General features: G+C 45.0%; 19 protein-coding genes. 7 read left to right on the forward strand and 12 right to left on the reverse strand.

The genetic code is table 11. The features are described 5' to 3' along the window. Nucleotides 1-6: 6 nt before the first annotated feature. Nucleotides 7-735: a DsbC family protein gene (locus A3Q3_RS0112525; RefSeq protein WP_020183938.1), complete on the forward strand. Its 729-nt coding sequence runs from the start codon at nucleotides 7-9 to the stop codon at nucleotides 733-735. A gap of 84 nt (nucleotides 736-819) precedes the next feature. Here A3Q3_RS0112525 and A3Q3_RS0112530 read toward each other — a convergent pair whose 3' ends face one another. After that, nucleotides 820-2,034: a type II secretion system F family protein gene (locus tag A3Q3_RS0112530; RefSeq protein ID WP_020183939.1), complete on the reverse strand. Its 1,215-nt coding sequence runs from the start codon at nucleotides 2,032-2,034 to the stop codon at nucleotides 820-822. Nucleotides 2,035-2,070: 36 nt separating this feature from the next. Beyond that, a complete protein-coding gene (pilB, locus tag A3Q3_RS0112535; protein WP_020183940.1) occupies nucleotides 2,071-3,789 on the reverse strand; it encodes a type IV-A pilus assembly ATPase PilB in 1,719 nt (572 codons plus the stop codon). A 340-nt stretch (nucleotides 3,790-4,129) separates the two neighbouring features. On the opposite strand from pilB, the gene A3Q3_RS0112540 reads away from it, so the two are divergent. Further along, nucleotides 4,130-4,333, forward strand: a complete 204-nt coding sequence (locus A3Q3_RS0112540) for a cold-shock protein (protein ID WP_020183941.1) — start codon at nucleotides 4,130-4,132, stop codon at nucleotides 4,331-4,333. Nucleotides 4,334-4,410: 77 nt separating this feature from the next. On the opposite strand, the gene icd is transcribed toward A3Q3_RS0112540, so the two are convergent. Then, a complete protein-coding gene (icd, locus tag A3Q3_RS0112545) occupies nucleotides 4,411-5,664 on the reverse strand; it encodes an NADP-dependent isocitrate dehydrogenase (RefSeq protein WP_020183942.1) in 1,254 nt (417 codons plus the stop codon). A gap of 15 nt (nucleotides 5,665-5,679) precedes the next feature. On the opposite strand from icd, the gene A3Q3_RS0112550 reads away from it, so the two are divergent. From A3Q3_RS0112550 to A3Q3_RS0112570, 5 genes are read left to right on the forward strand one after another with little or no spacing between them, the layout of a single operon-like run. Beyond that, a complete protein-coding gene (locus A3Q3_RS0112550) occupies nucleotides 5,680-6,234 on the forward strand; it encodes a pseudouridine synthase (protein WP_020183943.1) in 555 nt (184 codons plus the stop codon). A gap of 10 nt (nucleotides 6,235-6,244) precedes the next feature. Continuing rightward, nucleotides 6,245-6,952 (forward strand): type 1 glutamine amidotransferase, encoded by a 708-nt coding sequence (locus A3Q3_RS0112555; RefSeq protein WP_020183944.1) that lies wholly within the window; start codon nucleotides 6,245-6,247, stop codon nucleotides 6,950-6,952. A 41-nt stretch (nucleotides 6,953-6,993) separates the two neighbouring features. Then, nucleotides 6,994-8,085 carry a chorismate synthase gene (gene aroC / locus A3Q3_RS0112560; protein ID WP_020183945.1) on the forward strand — a complete coding sequence of 364 codons (1,092 nt, stop codon included), beginning with the start codon at nucleotides 6,994-6,996 and terminating at the stop codon, nucleotides 8,083-8,085. 23 nt (nucleotides 8,086-8,108) lie between these two features. Next, nucleotides 8,109-9,281, forward strand: a complete 1,173-nt coding sequence (locus tag A3Q3_RS0112565) for an MFS transporter (RefSeq protein ID WP_026361919.1) — start codon at nucleotides 8,109-8,111, stop codon at nucleotides 9,279-9,281. Nucleotides 9,282-9,285: 4 nt separating this feature from the next. Beyond that, nucleotides 9,286-9,930, forward strand: coding sequence for a TIGR02281 family clan AA aspartic protease (locus A3Q3_RS0112570; RefSeq protein ID WP_020183947.1), 645 nt, complete (start codon nucleotides 9,286-9,288; stop codon nucleotides 9,928-9,930). Nucleotides 9,931-10,020: 90 nt separating this feature from the next. Here A3Q3_RS0112570 and folE2 read toward each other — a convergent pair whose 3' ends face one another. The 9 genes from folE2 to A3Q3_RS0112620 all read right to left on the reverse strand — a co-directional run bounded on the left by folE2 (nucleotide 10,021) and on the right by A3Q3_RS0112620 (nucleotide 17,848). Then, a complete protein-coding gene (gene folE2, locus A3Q3_RS0112575; protein WP_020183948.1) occupies nucleotides 10,021-10,836 on the reverse strand; it encodes a GTP cyclohydrolase FolE2 in 816 nt (271 codons plus the stop codon). 182 nt (nucleotides 10,837-11,018) lie between these two features. Further along, nucleotides 11,019-12,875, reverse strand: coding sequence for a 1-deoxy-D-xylulose-5-phosphate synthase (gene dxs, locus A3Q3_RS0112580; RefSeq protein WP_020183949.1), 1,857 nt, complete (start codon nucleotides 12,873-12,875; stop codon nucleotides 11,019-11,021). Between the two features lie 13 nt (nucleotides 12,876-12,888). After that, on the reverse strand, nucleotides 12,889-13,788 hold the full coding sequence (locus tag A3Q3_RS0112585) for a polyprenyl synthetase family protein (RefSeq protein WP_020183950.1): 900 nt from the start codon (nucleotides 13,786-13,788) through the stop codon (nucleotides 12,889-12,891). Between the two features lie 7 nt (nucleotides 13,789-13,795). Next, nucleotides 13,796-14,029: an exodeoxyribonuclease VII small subunit gene (xseB, locus tag A3Q3_RS0112590; protein WP_020183951.1), complete on the reverse strand. Its 234-nt coding sequence runs from the start codon at nucleotides 14,027-14,029 to the stop codon at nucleotides 13,796-13,798. A 90-nt stretch (nucleotides 14,030-14,119) separates the two neighbouring features. Continuing rightward, on the reverse strand, nucleotides 14,120-14,770 hold the full coding sequence (locus A3Q3_RS0112595; protein WP_020183952.1) for an alpha/beta hydrolase: 651 nt from the start codon (nucleotides 14,768-14,770) through the stop codon (nucleotides 14,120-14,122). Between the two features lie 98 nt (nucleotides 14,771-14,868). Then, nucleotides 14,869-15,264: a pilin gene (locus A3Q3_RS14545; RefSeq protein ID WP_020183953.1), complete on the reverse strand. Its 396-nt coding sequence runs from the start codon at nucleotides 15,262-15,264 to the stop codon at nucleotides 14,869-14,871. A 92-nt stretch (nucleotides 15,265-15,356) separates the two neighbouring features. Continuing rightward, nucleotides 15,357-15,764, reverse strand: a complete 408-nt coding sequence (locus A3Q3_RS14550) for a pilin (RefSeq protein WP_025223859.1) — start codon at nucleotides 15,762-15,764, stop codon at nucleotides 15,357-15,359. A 458-nt stretch (nucleotides 15,765-16,222) separates the two neighbouring features. Beyond that, nucleotides 16,223-16,747, reverse strand: a complete 525-nt coding sequence (locus tag A3Q3_RS0112615) for an SRPBCC family protein (protein ID WP_020183956.1) — start codon at nucleotides 16,745-16,747, stop codon at nucleotides 16,223-16,225. A gap of 186 nt (nucleotides 16,748-16,933) precedes the next feature. Then, nucleotides 16,934-17,848, reverse strand: coding sequence for a beta-propeller fold lactonase family protein (locus A3Q3_RS0112620; RefSeq protein ID WP_020183957.1), 915 nt, complete (start codon nucleotides 17,846-17,848; stop codon nucleotides 16,934-16,936). Nucleotides 17,849-17,926 lie beyond the last annotated feature (78 nt).

The raw sequence follows: 17,926 nt of genomic DNA on the forward strand, positions 1-17,926 counted from the left end.
TGAAGTATGAAATTTAAACAATATGTACTGGCCGCGTTAATGGCTATGAGCGTTTCCGGAATCAGTGTGGCGGACGAAGCTTCGCTTAAAAAAGCGATTGAAGCAGCTTACCCTAAATTTAAAATAGATAGCGTCACCAAAACGCCTTATCCTGGTTTGTACGAAGTCTTCATGGGCGGCCAAATTGTTTACACCGATGAACGCTTGAGTTTTTTAATTGCCGAAGGCCGCTTGGTGGACCCGAAAACAAAGAAAGACATCACTGGTGAGCGATTGGAAGAGTTGACTAAGATTGATTTTAATACACTGCCGTTGAATCAGGCAATTAAAGTAGTCAAGGGAAATGGTAGCCGCAAATTGGTCGTGTTTTCTGATGTTGACTGCCCATTTTGTAAACGTTTAGAGCAGAATGAGCTGACTAATATTGACGACGTGACCATCTACACATTCTTGTACCCAATCGAAAGCTTGCATCCAGATGCAGCCAATAAATCGAAAACTATTTGGTGTGCGCCGAATCGTGTCAAAGCTTGGAACGACTGGATTTTTAATAATCAATTGCCTGCCTCTGCTGCCAAGTGTGAGGTGCCACTGGAGCGTGTAGGTGAATTGGCGAGAAAAGTAGGGGTGACTAGCACACCTACGCTGTTCTTTGCGGATGGCAAACGCATGTTGGGCGCGCAGCCGCATAAAGAAATTGAACGTTATTTACAAGCAGCGACTAAAGCAAAGTAATTGGTATTGTCGTCGGTAGATATAAAAAAAGGCCAACTGAGAGCAGTTGGCCTTTGTCTTTTTTGATGGTATGTCCTATTCGGATTAGCCGACTACTTGACCCAGTTTGAAGATCGGCATGTACATGGCAATCACCAAGCCACCAATGAGGCCGCCAAGTACGACCATAATCACTGGTTCCATTAGGCTGGAAATGGCCGCTACCGCATCGTCTACCTCAGCTTCATAAAAGTCAGCCACTTTGGATAACATAGAGTCTAATGCCCCTGACTCTTCGCCAATGGCTGTCATTTGCAACACCATGTTGGGAAAGACATCAGCGTTTTGCATCGCTACGGTTAAGCTTGTTCCGGTACTGATCTCACTTTGGATACGCTTAGTCGCATCGTAATAGACACGATTTCCTGATGCGCCAGCTACAGAGTCCAGCGCTTCGACCAAAGGTACGCCAGCCGCAAACATGGTGGAAAGCGTTCTAGCAAAACGTGCAATGGTAGCCTTTCTAATGAGTTCTCCGAAAATAGGCGCTTTGAGAATAAGTCTATCCATGGTGTGTTGCATTTTTTCTGAGCGTTTCCACGTGTAGAAAAAGAACCATAAGCCAAATCCAATGGAGCCGAAAATGGCCCACCACCATTCTACAAAGATATCGGAAATGTTCATGACAATTAACGTGGGCGCTGGGAGCTCGGAACCAAAACTACTAAAGAGTTCTTTAAAAGCCGGAATCACAAAAATCATAATGACTGCAGTAATGATAAACGCTACTACAATAATGGAGATAGGGTAAACCAGTGCTGATTTAATCTTGCTTTTAATGGCAAGAATCTTTTCTTTGTAAGTGGCGAGGCGGTCTAGTAATGTATCTAAAATGCCTGCTTGTTCACCTGCGCCAACCAAGTTACAAAACAAGTTATCAAAATAGAGTGGATATTTCCTGAAAGAAGCACTCAGGCTACTGCCGGTCTCAACATCAGCTTTAATGTCAGCCAATAATTTAGAGACTTGAGGGTTGCTATGACCCTTGCCCACAATATCAAATGCTTGCAACAACGGCACACCTGCTTTCATCATGGTAGCAAGCTGGCGTGTAAACAGGGTAATGTCTTTATCTGTAATTTTCCCCTTAGAGGTAAAGCTACTTTGTTTTTTGACTTTGGTGACCGTAATGCCTTGACGTCTCAAGGTTGCATTAACGACAGCCTCTCCAGAAGCGCGTATCTCGCCTTTGATAATTTTGCCTCTTTTGTCTTTGCCTTCCCACAAAAAGGTAATCTGTTTTACTGTCTTAGCCGCCATCTATTCTATCCTTCTCATCTTTGAGGTGTGCTAGTGTTATTCATTGGTCACAGCTTCCACTTCTTCAATGGAAGTGAGCCCTTGCTTGGCTTTAAGTAAGCCAGATTCACGTAAGTCTTTAACACCTTCGCGCTTCGCCTGATCCGCAATGTCATGCGCATTACCATTGGTCATAATGATGCGGCTAATGGCGTCAGTAATGGGCATCACTTGGTAAATTCCCACGCGGCCTTTATAACCACCATTACACATTTCGCAGCCGCCTTCTTTGGGGCCGTAAAGCTGCCAGCTACCATCTAAATCTGCTTCTTTATAACCCACGCTCAATAAAGCTTCTTTAGGAAGCGTCAGTGGGACCTTACAGTTTTTACATAACCTTCTGGCCAAACGTTGCGCAGTAATCAATGAAACCGCTGATGCAATATTAAACGGCGCAACGCCCATATTCATTAGGCGGGTCAAAGTGGATGGCGCATCATTGGTATGCAAAGTAGACAACACCATATGGCCGGTAGAAGCAGCTTTGATGGCCATATCGGCAGTTTCCAAGTCGCGAATCTCACCAATCATGATAATGTCAGGATCTTGGCGCAGGAATGATTTAAGCGCAGCTGCAAACGTTAAGCCTTGCTTGTCATTGACGTTGACTTGGTTAATCCCTGCCAGTGGAATTTCGGCCGGGTCTTCTGCGGTGGAGATATTTACACTAGGATTGTTAAGAATATTTAAACAGGTGTAGAGCGAAACTGTTTTTCCTGATCCAGTTGGCCCGGTCACCAGTACTAAACCATAAGGCCGACTGACTGCTTTTAGTAGCGCTTCTTTTTGTTCTGGCTCATAGCCCAATGCTTCAATCCCAAGCGTGGCGCTGGTCGGATCCAGAATCCGCATCACAATCTTTTCTCCATGGATAAGCGGCAATGTGCTCACGCGGAAATCAATAGTACGGGTTTTGGATAGCGTCAGTTTCATCCGCCCATCTTGCGGAATGCGTTTCTCAGAGATGTCCAGATTTGAAATGACCTTGATGCGGGAGGCCAGTTTATCTTTAATCGCCAATGGCGGCTGTGCGATATCTCTTAATTCACCATCTACGCGGTAACGAATGCGATAAAACTTTTCATAAGGTTCAAAATGCAAGTCGGAGGCGCCCATGTTGATGGCATCCAATAACATTTTTTGTAGAAACTTAACAACCGGCGCATCGTCCACTTCAAGGGCGATCTCAACTTCATCTTCCTGATCGTTGCCGCCCATGTCCAAATCAAAGTCGTCCCCCACATCCAAAGATGACATAGAAGTGTCCTTGGATTCAACGATGCGGTCTATCCATTTGCTAAGCTTGTCATCTTCCACCACCACGGGTGAGAGTGTCATGCCCATCTGGAATTGCACACTATCTAAAGCATGCAGATTGGTGGGGTCTGAAATGGCTACATACAGCACATTGTTGCGGTTTTGTAGCGCAAACACACGGTTGGCTTGCATCAGTTTCGGGTCTATCGACTTGGCTGGCAAGTAATCGGTATTGATGGCATCTAAGTTTATATAGGGAAAGCCAAAAGCGCGTGCGGAGGTTTCGGCGATTTTTTCCGCAGATATTTTTTTACTGGCAATAATTTGAGAGATAAATGGAGTTTTTTGAGTGTTAGCTTGGCTCTGCACAGTGTTTGCTTCTTCTTCGGAAATGAGTTTTTCCTGAACAAGCATGCGTGCAATACCGCTTAATTTACTGGGTGGTGATGTGGTCGCCATTCGTAATAATTCGCTTTTAATCTCTATTTTAATTCTTTGTTGTTAAAGAATATTTTAATTATCGAGCAATAATGCACTTTAACTTTTTTTTTGTAAAGTTAATGCCGTTGTTTTTACAAGGTTTTTGTATTTTAGCTACGATTTCACTTGACAAATTAGCAACACTGTAAAAAAGTCTTGACTTTTTACAATTTGTAACATATAAAGTTCGCAGGTGTTTGCGTTCGAGTTTTTTGTAGCCGTCTTTAATTTAAGTTTTTTGAATTTGCATTATTGCGACTTGAGTTCTTGAGACAAACTTTTTGGGGCGCCCCCCTATGTTTTATGTAAGGAAGTAGAAATGGCAACAGGTACCGTAAAATGGTTTAATGATTCAAAAGGTTTTGGTTTTATTACTCCAGATGATGGCGGCGATGATTTATTCGCACACTTTTCAGCAATTGTTGAATCTGGCTACAAGAGCCTAAAAGAAGGCCAGCGCGTGAGCTTTGAAGTGACCGAAGGTCCTAAGGGCAAGCAAGCATCAAATATTCAAAAGGCTTAAGTCTTTTATAGCAATATCAAATAATAAAACGGCTCGCGATGCGAGCCGTTTTTTTTACTGCTGCATTGCGTGGCTAATTACATATTGGCAATAATCTCATCACCAAATTGCGCGGTGCCCACTTGGGTCGCACCTTCCATCTGCGATGAAAAATCGATAGTGACACTTTTGCTGGCAATGGCTTTGCTCACGCCATTGAGAATCAAATCAGCTGCTTCAGTCCAACCCATATGACGCAACATCATCTCGGCTGATAAAATCAATGAGCTTGGGTTGGCCAAATCTTTACCGGCAATTTTTGGGGCAGTACCATGTGTGGCTTCAAACATGGCAACTGTGTCTGATAAGTTTGCGCCTGGTGCAATACCAATGCCACCGACTTGCGCCGCTAAGGCATCGCTCATGTAATCGCCATTAAGATTAAGTGCGGTTACGACATCATAATCGCTTGGATGTAACAAAATCTCTTGCAAGAATGCATCGGCAATACAGTCTTTAATTACAATGCCATTTGGCAGTTGGCACCATGGGCCACCATCAATCGGCACCGCACCAAATTCTTCTTTGGCTAATTCATAGCCCCAGTCTCTAAAACCACCTTCGGTAAACTTCATAATGTTACCTTTGTGGGTGATGGTCACGGATTTGCGGTTGTTATCAATGGCGTATTGAATCGCTTTGCGAATCAAACGCTTGCTGCCATCGATAGACACCGGTTTAATGCCGATGGCGGAAGATTCTGGAAAGCGGATTTTCTTGAGCGTGCCCATATCGCTTAAAAAGTTGATTACTTTTTTGACTTGTTCACTGCCGGCTGCCCATTCAATGCCTGCATAGATGTCTTCCGTATTCTCGCGGAAAATCACCATGTCGGTTTTTTCTGGATGTTTTACCGGGCTAGGTACGCCGGTAAAGTATTGAATCGGGCGTAAGCAAACATATAAATCAAGCTCTTGACGCAGTGTCACGTTGAGTGAGCGAATGCCACCGCCTACTGGTGTAGTCAACGGGCCTTTAATAGAAATGACATAGTCTTTCAGCACTTTCATGGTTTCGTCAGATAACCATGTGTCTTTGTCGTAAATCGTCGTGGATTTCTCGCCGGCAAAAACTTCCATCCAGCTGATTTTACGTGTGTTGCCGTAAGCTTTATTGACCGCTGCATCCACCACTTTAATCATGGGTGGCGTAATATCAATACCAATGCCATCCCCTTCAATAAATGGGATAATAGGATCATTCGGTACGTTAAGCGTATTGTCGGCGTTGACTGTGATTTTAGTGCCGATAGCAGGAACCTGATACTTTGTAGATTGATTTTTTGATGCCATTACTAAATTCCTAATATGTTGATTTTGTTTAATAAGCCATTTAACGTTGTATGTCAGTTTAGCACTCATCGATTACAAGATGGTACGGTCGGGCATCCAACGTTAAAAGACTTTATTGCTATCCCAAACGTCTACGCGGCAGGTAGGCTTGATACCGATTCCGAAGGATTGCTTATTTTAACTGATGACGGCGCAATACAACACCGTTTAAGCCATCCAAAACACAAAGAAATCAAGACCTACTGGGCGCAAGTAGAAGGCGTTCCCACTCAAGCAGATTTGATGCCACTTTTAAGCGGGGTGGATTTAGGCGATTTTGTCACGCAACCGGCACAAGTGCGGATAATTGAAACACCAGATCAGTTGTGGCCAAGAAACCCTCCGATTCGAGAACGCAAGGCAATTCCTACTACGTGGCTGGAAATCAAAATCAGTGAAGGTAAAAACCGCCAAGTAAGGCGGATGACGGCAAACATAGGCTTTCCAACCTTGCGTTTGATCCGATATGCAATCGGGCGTTATAACTTGGACGGAATCTTGCTTGGTCATTACAGAGTGATTGAAAGTTAAAAGGGTAACAATGAAACCGGTTTGTATTTTTAGGCATGCCCGAACAGAAGGTGCAGGCTATTTAGGCACTTTTTTGGAGCAAAATGCGATTCCTTGGTGCGAGGTGCGCATTGATTTGGGTGAGGTGATGCCACCTTCTGCCACTGCATTTAGTGGTTTGGTCTTTATGGGCGGGCCCATGAGTGTGAATGATGATTTGCCATGGATTAAACATGCGGAGGTGTTGATTCAAGAGGCTGTGAGGCTGGATATTCCAGTGCTTGGGCATTGCTTGGGTGGGCAATTGATGAGTAAAGCACTCGGCGGTATGGTGAGTGCAAACCCTTATAAAGAAATTGGCTGGGGCAATGTAGTGGTGGGGGATCATGCCGAGGCGAAGAAATGGTTTGGTGACACCAAGCAATTTTTAAGTTTTCACTGGCATGGCGAAACCTTTACCCTGCCTGAGGGTGCAACACATTTGCTGACGAGCGAGCATTGCGCTAACCAAGCATACGCCTTGGGTAAGCATTTGGGCTTTCAATGCCATATTGAAATGACATCAGACATGGTCAAAGTATGGTGCGAAACTGGCCGTGCCGAAGTGGAGGCCTCTATTACGAGCAATGGCGTGCAAGCACTTGACGAGATTCAGCGCATATTGCCTGAGCGGGTCACGGCTTTGAATGCTGTTGCGCAGTCTGTATATACAGTGTGGATACAAGGGCTGAAAAGCTGAGATATGCTAGAATAATCGATAAACGTTATCGAAAGTGATTTATGTCTGGCAATACCTTTGGCACCTTATTTACGCTCACTTCGTTTGGTGAATCACATGGACCCGCAATTGGCGGTGTAGTGGATGGATGCCCCCCAGGATTAGCGCTGTCTGCAGAGGATTTACAGATAGATTTGGATCGCCGTAAACCAGGGACCTCTCGTCATGTAACGCAGCGTAATGAAGCAGATACGGTGGAGATTCTATCGGGGGTGTTTGAAGGTAAAACCACAGGTGCGCCTATTGGCTTGTTGATTCGTAATACAGATCAACGCAGCCAGGATTACAGCAAGATCATGGACACGTTCCGCCCGGGACATGCCGACTATACCTACACCCAAAAATACGGCATTCGCGACTATCGCGGCGGCGGCCGTTCAAGTGCACGAGAAACAGCAGTGCGTGTTGCTGCAGGTGCAATTGCCAAGAAATGGCTCAAGCAAAAGTACGGCATACAAATTCGCGCATACCTCAGTCAGCTCGGTGAAATTGATATTCCGTTTGTTAGCTGGGATTGTTTAAATGATCCGGAAAATAAATTATTTTCGCCGAATATGGACATCATGCCTAAGTTAGAAGCGTATTTAGACACAATACGCAGTGAGCGTGATTCTGTCGGCGCTAAAATCACTTTGGTGGCTGAACATGTGCCAGTCGGTTTGGGTGAGCCGATATTTGATAGACTGGATGCTGAAATTGCTTACGCCATGATGGGCATTAATGCGGTAAAAGGGGTGGAAATCGGCGCAGGATTTGCCTCTGTTGCTCAGCGCGGCAGCGTGCATTCTGATGAATTGACGCCAACAGGTTTTGCAACCAATCATGCTGGTGGCGTATTGGGCGGCATATCCAGTGGGCAAGAAATCGTCGTCAATATTGCGTTTAAGCCAACCTCCAGTATCCCGCAGCCACGTAACTCCATCGATAAAACCGGTGAACCGATACTGATGCAAACCACAGGCCGACATGACCCTTGTGTGGGTATTCGTGCGACACCGATTGTAGAGGCAATGCTTGCCCTAGTGCTGATCGATCATGCGTTACGCCATCGTGGCCAAAATGCAGATGTAGTGACGACCACACCAGTGATTTAAGCTAATCAGCGATTTTACTTGCTGTGAGTCACGCTCTCCACGCGAATCTTTCCCGCTTTTACTTTATCTACTATTTCTTCGTAGGTGCTTTTGTACCTTACTGGGGTTTGTATTTACAGTCCGAACAATTTTCGGCTGCTGATATCGGTATCCTGATGTCGCTATTTCAAATTAGCCGTATTTTTGCGCCCAATTTCTGGGGTTGGCTGGCGGATCATACTAAGCAGCGTGTCGTTTGGATTAAGCTCACGGCTTCGCTTGGGTTGATAGGCTTTATAGCAGTATTTTGGGCGCATGGTTTTTGGGCGTTATTTTTTGTGATGGCAGCGCTCAGCTTGTTTACGAGTTCTACTTTACCATTGTCTGAATCATTGGTGCTGGCACATTTGGCCACCACCAATGGACACTATAGTCGCATACGCATGTGGGGCTCGCTAGGCTTTATTGTGGCTGCGGTTATTTTAGGTTTTTTAATCGATGCCTTTGGCATTCAAAGCCTACTTTGGTTTTTATTGTCGGTGCAGGTTGTGTTATACCTGCTCACCTTCAAGTTACCCGAGGCTGTTGTTGCCCCACATAGCCATGATCAGTTTTCAATGTGGCAAATTATCAAACAGCCTGCTGTCATTGCCTTATTGGTGGGTTGCTCGCTGATGGTGACTGCGCATGGCGTGCTCTATAATTTTTACTCCATTTACTTGGCCGAGCATGGTTACAGCAAAACGATGATTGGGTTTTTGTGGGCCATCGGTGTCATCTGTGAAATTGTGGTGTTTATGCTGATGCCGAAAATCATGGGGCGCTTTACGCTCAAGACCATTTTACTGATTAGCCTAGCGTTAGCCGTTATCCGCTTTAGTATGATTGGCTTAACACCGGATCATGTCTATCTATTGTTATTGGCGCAATGTTTACATGCATTTACGTTTGGTAGTTTTCACGCTGCATCGGTAGAGGTCATCACCCAGTTCTTTAATGGACGCCATCAGGCGAAAGGGCAGGCCATTTATAACAGTGTTGCTTATGGCGTAGGTGGCGCTGTCGGTGGATTGGCAGGTGGCTTTGCCTTGCAATATTTAGGCGGGCAGTATACCTTTACACTTGCTGCCGCGTTTCCATTATTAGGGTTTGTAGTCATTATGCTGGGCTTGAAATTAGCACAGCCATTTGCATCGAAGGGAATGTTCAGTGAGTAAATTAATGCAGTTCGGCATCAGCGCTGTTCTAGTGTTGGGTATGACAGGATTGGCCAGTGCTGATACACAAGTAAATGTAGTGGGACTGTTTGCTGGCAAGGCTTTGGTCACCATCAATGGCAGCGCTCCACAGACCTTGTCTGTAGGGCAGACAAAAAATGGAGTGAAGTTGGTAGCCGCTGACAGTCAGCAAGCCACACTGTTGATTGAAGGTAAGACTAAAGTGCTGGAAATGGGACAAGGCGTTTCGGCTGGCGGCGGGGCAGAGTCAACACAAAATCAACCAGTTAATTTGTACGCAGATTCTGCGGGCCATTTTTTTGGTAATGCGACGGTGAATGGTGCTAATTTACGCTATGTGGTAGATACCGGTGCAACTTCTGTGGCGCTGAATAGTGCAGATGCCAAACGTGCTAATATTAATTATTTAAACGGCGAAAAAGGTATAGCGTCTACTGCGGGCGGCAGAATAGTGGTCTACCGTGTAACATTGAATACACTTAAAATTGGCAGTATTGTGTTGAATAACGTAGATGCAGTAGTAAACGAGGGCGGATATCCGGAAGTGGTATTGTTAGGCATGTCAGCGTTAAATCGAATGGACATGAAGCGCGACAATACTACGATGACACTCACAAAAAAATATTAGCAGTGCTCTTCGCTAGCAACCCAATTACCTAACAACAAATAAAACAAAAAACGGGCATTCGCCCGTTTTTTATTAGTCACAATAACCGACCTACTTAATGCGTTTGTCTTTCTCAATTAAAGCGTAAGCACTATGGTTGTGAATGCTTTCAAAGTTCTCAGACTCCACCACATAAGCATCGATGCGCTTCTCAGCATTCAATTGTGCTGCGACATCGCGTACCATATCTTCTACAAACTTCGGATTGTCATAGGCGCGCTCCGTCACAAATTTTTCGTCAGGACGTTTGAGTAAGCCATATAACTCACAAGATGCCTGTTTTTCTACAAGCTCAATCATGTCTTCCAGCCACATAAAGTCATTGAGTAGAGCAGTAACGGTAACGTGTGAACGTTGATTGTGCGCACCGTAATCAGAGATTTTTTTACTACATGGGCATAGGCTGGTCACAGGCACCAATACTTTTACCGTGATGCTGAATTCGCCATTTTTGATTTCACCGATGAATGTCACATCGTAATCCAGCAAGCTTTTTACGCCGGAAATCGGTGCGGATTTATTAATAAAATATGGGAAATGCATTTCCACGTAGCCTGACTCTGCCTCTAGGCGTTTGACCATTTCACGCAAAATGGTCTCAAAAGACTCAATCGAAATGGCATGTTCGTTCATGTTGAGAATCTCAACAAAACGTGACATGTGGGTGCCTTTAAAGTTGTGCGGTAGATGCACGTACATATCAAATACGGCCACAGTGGCTTGCTCGCCGCCAGATCTGTCTTTGACAATGACAGGGTGGCGGATAGACTTGATGCCAACTTTGTTAATATCAAGGTGGCGTACATCCGGCGTGTTCTGAACGTCTTCAATGCCTTGTAGTGTGGGTAGATTCATGATGTAGGTCATCTCCAAAAGCGGCGGCAGCTATTTTAATTGGGCCGCCTAAGTTAACGCGTTAATTCGGATGCGTCAACGTATTGTATGCGTTGTAATGTTAATTGAAACTATTTATCCGTTATATTGAGGCGTCTTCCCTAAACTCAATACCTATCGTGCAAATTATATTGGTGAAGCAATGATACTGCGCGTCATTTGATGTTCAGCACGCTTAGTTTTGTACGGATAGTTTCAATCATGGCTTCTGCGTTCAGACCGCATTGGGACAGCATAGTTTCATGTACGCCGTGCTCAATAAATGTATCGGGCAAACCAAGGCAAAGTGTAGGGCAGTAAATAGATAGGCTTTGCAGTGCTTCCATGACTGCAGCACCTGCGCCGCCCATGGCTGCATTTTCTTCAACCGTCACAATCAGTTGGTGTTGCTTGGCCATAGATTCAATCATGGACATATCTAATGGTTTTACAAAGCGCATATTCACTACCGTTGCATTCAATGCCTCTGCCGCCAGTAGGCTCTCAGCCAGCATACTGCCAAATGCTAAAATAGCGACTTGCTTGCCTTGGCGTTTTAGCTCAGCTTTACCGATTGGCAATGTTGTTAACGCTTGATTAATGATTGCGCCAGTACCAGTGCCTCTGGGGTAGCGCACTGCTGCTGGCCCAGGGTGCATATAGCCTGTAGTCAGCATTTGTCGGCATTCGTTTTCATCACTAGGGGCCATGATGACCATGTTGGGGATGCAGCGTAAATAGCTTAAATCAAAGCTGCCAGCATGGGTGGGGCCATCGGCACCGACCAGCCCAGCGCGATCAATCGCCAGTAAAACATCTAGTTTTTGGATGGCGATGTCATGCACTAGTTGGTCGTAAGCGCGTTGTAAAAATGTGGAATAAATGGCCACGACAGGTTTCAGTCCATCACATGCCATGCCCGCAGCAAACGTGAGCGCATGTTGTTCAGCTATGCCGACATCAAAATAGCGATGCGGATATTTTGCAGCAAATGCATTGAGTCCAGATCCGTCACACATGGCTGGGGTAATGCCCACCAGTGCCGGATCCTGATCTGCCATATCGACCAACCAGTCTCCAAACACTTGCGTATAGGTTTTTTGGCTAGCACTGGCTGTTGTCAGGCCGTTACATGGGTCGAATTTGCTCACGCCATGGTATTTGTTGGGGTCGTCTTCTGCCGGGGTAAAGCCTTTGCCCTTTTGCGTCACAATATGCAAGAACTGCATGCCTTTGAGTTCGCGAATATTGCTTAAGGTGTCTAGTAGCGCTGGTAAATCATGGCCATCAATGGGGCCAATATAGTTAAAACCAAACTCTTCGAACAACGTGCCTGGTGTCACCATACCTTTGGCATGCTCTTCTGCACGCTTGGCAAACTCTTTGACCGGCGGCACGATGTCGAGCATTTTCTTACCACTGCGTCGTACGCTGTCATAAAAGCGGCCCGATAGTAGGCGTGCCAAATAGTTGTTGAGCGCACCCACATTGTTAGAGATACTCATGTCATTGTCATTGAGAATCACCAACAAATTGGCATCCATGTCGCCGGCATTATTCAGTGCTTCAAACGCCATGCCGGCTGTCATTGCACCGTCACCGATAATGGCCACACTGCGCCTGTCGGACTTGGCTTCGCGAGCGGCTATTGCCATGCCTAAAGCGGCTGAAATAGAGGTGCTGGAATGCCCGGTGCCAAAGGTGTCGTAAATGCTTTCGCTACGTCTGGGGAAGCCCGCAATGCCATTTGGCTTGCGTAGATTATCCATCGCATCACGCCGACCAGTCAGAATTTTATGCGGGTATGTTTGGTGGCCAACATCCCACACCAAACGATCTTCAGGCGTGTTAAATACATAGTGCAGCGCAATAGTCAGTTCTACTACGCCTAAATTTGAGGCCAGATGCCCACCCGTTTTTGCCACACTTTCTACTAAAAAAGTGCGTAGTTCCGCAGCGAGTTCCGGAAGCTGGTGGCGCTCTAGTTTTTTGAGGTCTAGCGGGGATGAAATGTTGGCGAGCAGAGTAGACATAACTATATGCGGCTTAAAATTGACGTTGAGTGATGAAACTTGCCAGACTTCTTAGCATGTCCGCTTCTTGTGCGTACGCCTCTAGTGGCGCAAGCGCTTGCTGATACAACGATTGTGCCAGTGATTTGGCGGTGTTCAATCCTAACAGGGTCACATAAGTGGATTTATCTTGCTCGGCATCTTTACCCGCTGTTTTACCCAAAGTAGCGCTATCTGCTTCAGCATCCAAAATATCGTCTACAACTTGAAATGTCAGTCCAATCGCTTTGGCGAATGTATCCACTGCTTGATATTTTTGTGTGTCAGCATTCGGCGCCGTATATGCGCCCATCATGGCAGCAGCGTGCATTAAAGCGCCTGTTTTTAAAGCATGCATGTGCGCAAGTTGCGGTTGAGATAATTTGATGCCAGTACTTTCTAGGTCAATAGATTGTCCGCCAGCCATACCGCGAGAGCCGGTTGCAAAGGCCAAACAGTACAAGATGTTGACTTTTTGACTAGCCTCAATGGACAGTTGATTGCTAGCAATCAGTTCAAATGCCAAACTTTGTAGCGCATCTCCAGCCAGCAAAGCAGTGGCATCCCCAAATTGTTTATGGGTAGAGGGCTTGCCGCGTCGTAAGTCATCATCGTCCATGCATGGCATATCATCATGCACCAATGAGAATGCGTGGATCAATTCTACGGCAGCCGCAGATATATCAATATGCGCTAGCGGTGCGCCACAAAACTCGCCTGCTGCGTACGCTAATAAAGCTCTTACACGTTTACCTCCACCCAACACAGCGTAGCGCATGGCTTGATGCAAGGTTATAGGTGTTTCAGTGTCTGCAGGCATCGTAGTCGTCAACACATGCTCAATGCGCGATTGCATGGCGTGTGACCATTGCTCAAACTGCAAAGGAGTCGTCATGGAAGGGCTATTCACTGGCAACGTTGTAGGGCGCTAAAGCACTTGCTTCGGTCAGTATGCTGACTTGCTGCTCAGCCTCTATCAGCGACTGTTGGCATTGCTTAAGTAGCTCAGCGCCGCGTTTATAGGCTGCGAGTGACTGCTCAAGCTGTAATTGACCGGACTCTAATTGCGTAACAATAGATTCCAATTCTGCAATGGCAGATTCGTAATGAAGGGGTTCGCTATTTGGCGCGCTCATGAGGTGCTTGGCAATATATTGACTTAGAATTTGCCTAGATTTTAACAAAACTCTCGCAACTTGCGGCGTTTATCACGCCATAAAGTCGGATTAGGGCAAAATCTTCAGTAAAAATTGACGAATATCCGCTATCTCATTGGCATTCACGGAATGCGCCATCGGATATTCATGCCACTCCACAGCGTATCCCGCATCCTGTAATTGCTGGCGGGAGCTCAACGCTGTATCGATGCGAATCACTTCATCTGCAATGCCATGCGCCATAAAAATCGGAATCGATTGATTTTCAATAGATTTTTGCGCAGGTAGAGTGTGTTTTAATGGCAAGTAAGTCGAAAGTGCCAGCACTCCCGCCAAAGTCTGTGTATGTCTGAGTGCTGTATGGAGTGCAATGGCACCACCTTGCGAAAATCCGGCAAGCGCAATGCGATTGGTCGGAATGCCAAGCGTGTTTGCATGGGCGATAAGTGCCTTAATTTCGGTTTGGGATGCCTTGATGCCTACAGCGTCTTGCGGACTGTCTTTGTCTAAACCAAACAAATCGTACCAAGCACGCATTTCATAACCATTGTTCATGGTAATTTTTTTGTAGGGTGCATGCGGCAACATAAAATAAATGTGTGGCAGGTTGAGCATCTCTACCACGGGTTCAAAATCATACCCATCAGCCCCTAGGCCGTGTAGCCAGATGACGCATGCGGTGGGGTGCTGTTGGGATGAAACCTTGATGTAGTCTAGCATTACGAGTTTAAATCTATATGAAATTACACATTTTACCTTGTGTAACTGCAATGCTTAGAAAGTTTGTTTAAAACTTAATAAGGATTTTTTAGAAAGTCTTAACAGGGCTTAGGCTTGAATTTTTCATCAATTGCTGGTGCTTGGCATTCCCACATTGATGTGATAGTAGGGCGGACTAGTTTAATTTCTTTGTTGTTTACTTGAGTTGGTGCGTTAGTGATTCTGCAAGTGATTGAAGTGTCATTGACTTCAACATCGCAATTGGCTGTGTCTGATAGTCCAATGTCGGATGGCATAGACAAACTTACGCCATCATTACGTTTTAGCTCAAAGGCGGTCCTACCCCCAGATATTTCTGCGAACGAAGCAGTCACTTTAGTTCTTGATTGATAATCAGAGTAAGCGGGAAGTGCAATAGCAGCAAGAATGCCAATAATCGCAACAACTATCATCAGTTCAATTAATGTGAAACCTTGATATTTACTTTTTTTCATATTTGGCTTTGTGTGGTGCTATTTTAAAAAAAGCGACTTTTAACAGTCGCTTTTTTTAAAATAGCATACTAAGTATGCTATTTAATTCTGACTTATGTTTGTTTGCAGGTTTTAGGAGCAAATTCAGCTTTACTTGCACCCGTTGTTACGCAACTCCAAGTGCCATCATTAGCGCGAGTCCATGTAACTTCAGCATTGATTACTTGTGTTGGTGCATTTTCGATTGCACATTTCATGGTTGTACCAGTTGCTGTCAATGTGCAGTTACCAGTTGGTGCAGTTGGCATACCAATATCTGCACCGTCCGCGACAGGTTGACCATCGTTTACACGCAACTCAAAAGCAGTTTTATAGCCAGAAACTTCTGCAAGTCCAGCTGCTACTTTAGCACGTGACTGATAGTCTGAATACGCTGGAATCGCAATCGCAGCCAAAATACCAATAATTGCAACTACGATCATTAACTCGATTAATGTAAAGCCTTTTTGTACTTGTTTCATCATGTTGATTTCCTTTATTTAATTAAGTGTTAGTGCATACACACTGTGTGTTGTTTAAATCAGTGCTTGTAAGGCTAATAGCAATGGCTGTGCCAACTTCCAGTTTTTTTTTTAAACTGTTGATTTGTAATCATAAGTTCAAGTTGAATGGCAACGTTGGTATGGTTGTAGTAAGTTTTTAATTGGGAGAATAGAGACGAAAACTGCCCTCTATTCAGTGTTTTGCTGACAAAAAGTGTCACTTTTCTACATTTAGGGCAGTTGCAATTGCGTACTAAATTTGCCATGAGTGCTTATATTGCGCACTTGTGGCAGTGGCTGAATGAAAAAAGACCGCAGTTGCGGTCTTTTTTTATCACTTCATTTAAATCTGTATTACCAAAATTTCCACCAAGGTTTGTTGGAAGATCCGGTTTGTTTTACATTGTTGGTTGAAGTTGCGCCAGTTGCCTGGCCAGTTACTTTGAGTTTTCGATGACCTTTTTCAAGTTAGCCAAACCGCTGTCGAATACGCCAGTGATAAATTTAACGGCTGTTTCATCATCTTGACCAGCAGGAATAGGTGGGTTGAGTTTGTAAGTGCGGTAAAAACGGCCTACCCAAGTCACAGTAGATTCACCAGCGCCTGGGCCAGCGGTTACTTGCATGAATGCGTTGTAATCAGCTACTGGTGCAACGCCGTCTACAATTTCGTATCTCAGTTTCATGTCAGCATCATCGGCAGTACGTAATTTTTCGTAGATTGTGCCGCCATCTTTTAAGGTTAAGGTTCTGAATGTTTCATCGCCTTTTTTCTCAAGTTTTGTGCTTGCAATGGCTGGGTGCCATGCGTGTATATTGCCAAAATCTTTTACCACAGCCCAAACTTTAGCTGGCGCTGCTTTGATGACAATGGTTTTTTCAACTTTTTGTGGGCTTGGGCCGTGTGCAGCTGCGTTAAAAGAGAGCGCAGTAAGTGCGATAATCGCTAACAACTTTTTCATTCATATTCTCCACTAATGTACTTAAGCGTACTAAAGATACTTTTGGTAAAGGTACCGGGGTACCAAATTATGTAGTTTTAAGGTTGATTAAAACTACGATTCACTACAATCAACAATTATAAAACATTAAGTGTGCATTGCACACGCTTCATTTAACGTCTGACCTTGGCAGTGGTTGACCTATACTTACTGCAAAATAAATTGTCCAAAAGCTCTGCTTTTGTCGCCAGTTTTGATGGTAGAGATGACTTTTTTCTGTGCAACATCAATCACAGAGACGCTATTGGTTCCCCAATTGGCAACAAGTAGAAGGTTGTTCTCAGTGTCTAGGCTGAGGCCTTCTGGGGTCATGCCAACATTCATTGTGGTGATAACCTTGCGTGTGGCTAAGTCGATGACGCTAACAGAATCATCTTGTGTATTGGTGACATACAGCTGAGTGTTTTCTGGATTGGCGATGACGCAGTAAGGGTGCTCGCCGACTTTGATGGTATAGGGTGGTTGGTCGGTATTAGTGAGTTCCACGACGCTAACGGTGTTGTCATACACATTGACGCTAAACAATTGTTTGCCGTCATGGCTGAGCGCTATACCAAAAGGGTGCTTGCCCACATCGATACGCTTTTGAATACTGAGCGATGATGTATCAATGGCGACAACTTGATTGCTATCTCTTGCTGCCACGTAGAGCGTTTGATTGTCTGGACTCACGACCAGCCCCGCAGGCGCTTTGCCAGCAATCACTGCGCGTTGAGAGTTGACATTGCTAGTGCTGATAGCGAGGATACGGTCGCTATACCAATCTGCTACATACAATGTTTGATTATCTGGTGAAAGAGTGATGCCTACTGGTGAGCCTTTCACTGGAATGGTTTGGATAACTTTTTGCTGAGTACTATCGATGACTGAAATCGAAGCGCCTTCTACATTCGTCACATAAACACGCTGTAACTTCTTTGAAACCGCAATGCCAACAGGCGCTTTGCCTACCGCAATGGTATGCATTATTTTTTGCTGGCGTGTATCAATGACAGAAACAGTGTGATCTCCCTGATTGGTGATATACGCCAGTGTTTGATGCTGGCAGGCGCTTAGGCTCATGATTAAAGCCAAAAGCCAAACAAAATTCTTCATAACATGCCCGTAATGGTTGATTTGATTAGATTTTATTCAAAAAAG

Origin of the sequence: Methylotenera sp. 1P/1 (assembly GCF_000384355.1) — a bacterium.
Taxonomy (GTDB): Bacteria; Pseudomonadota; Gammaproteobacteria; order Burkholderiales; family Methylophilaceae; genus Methylophilus.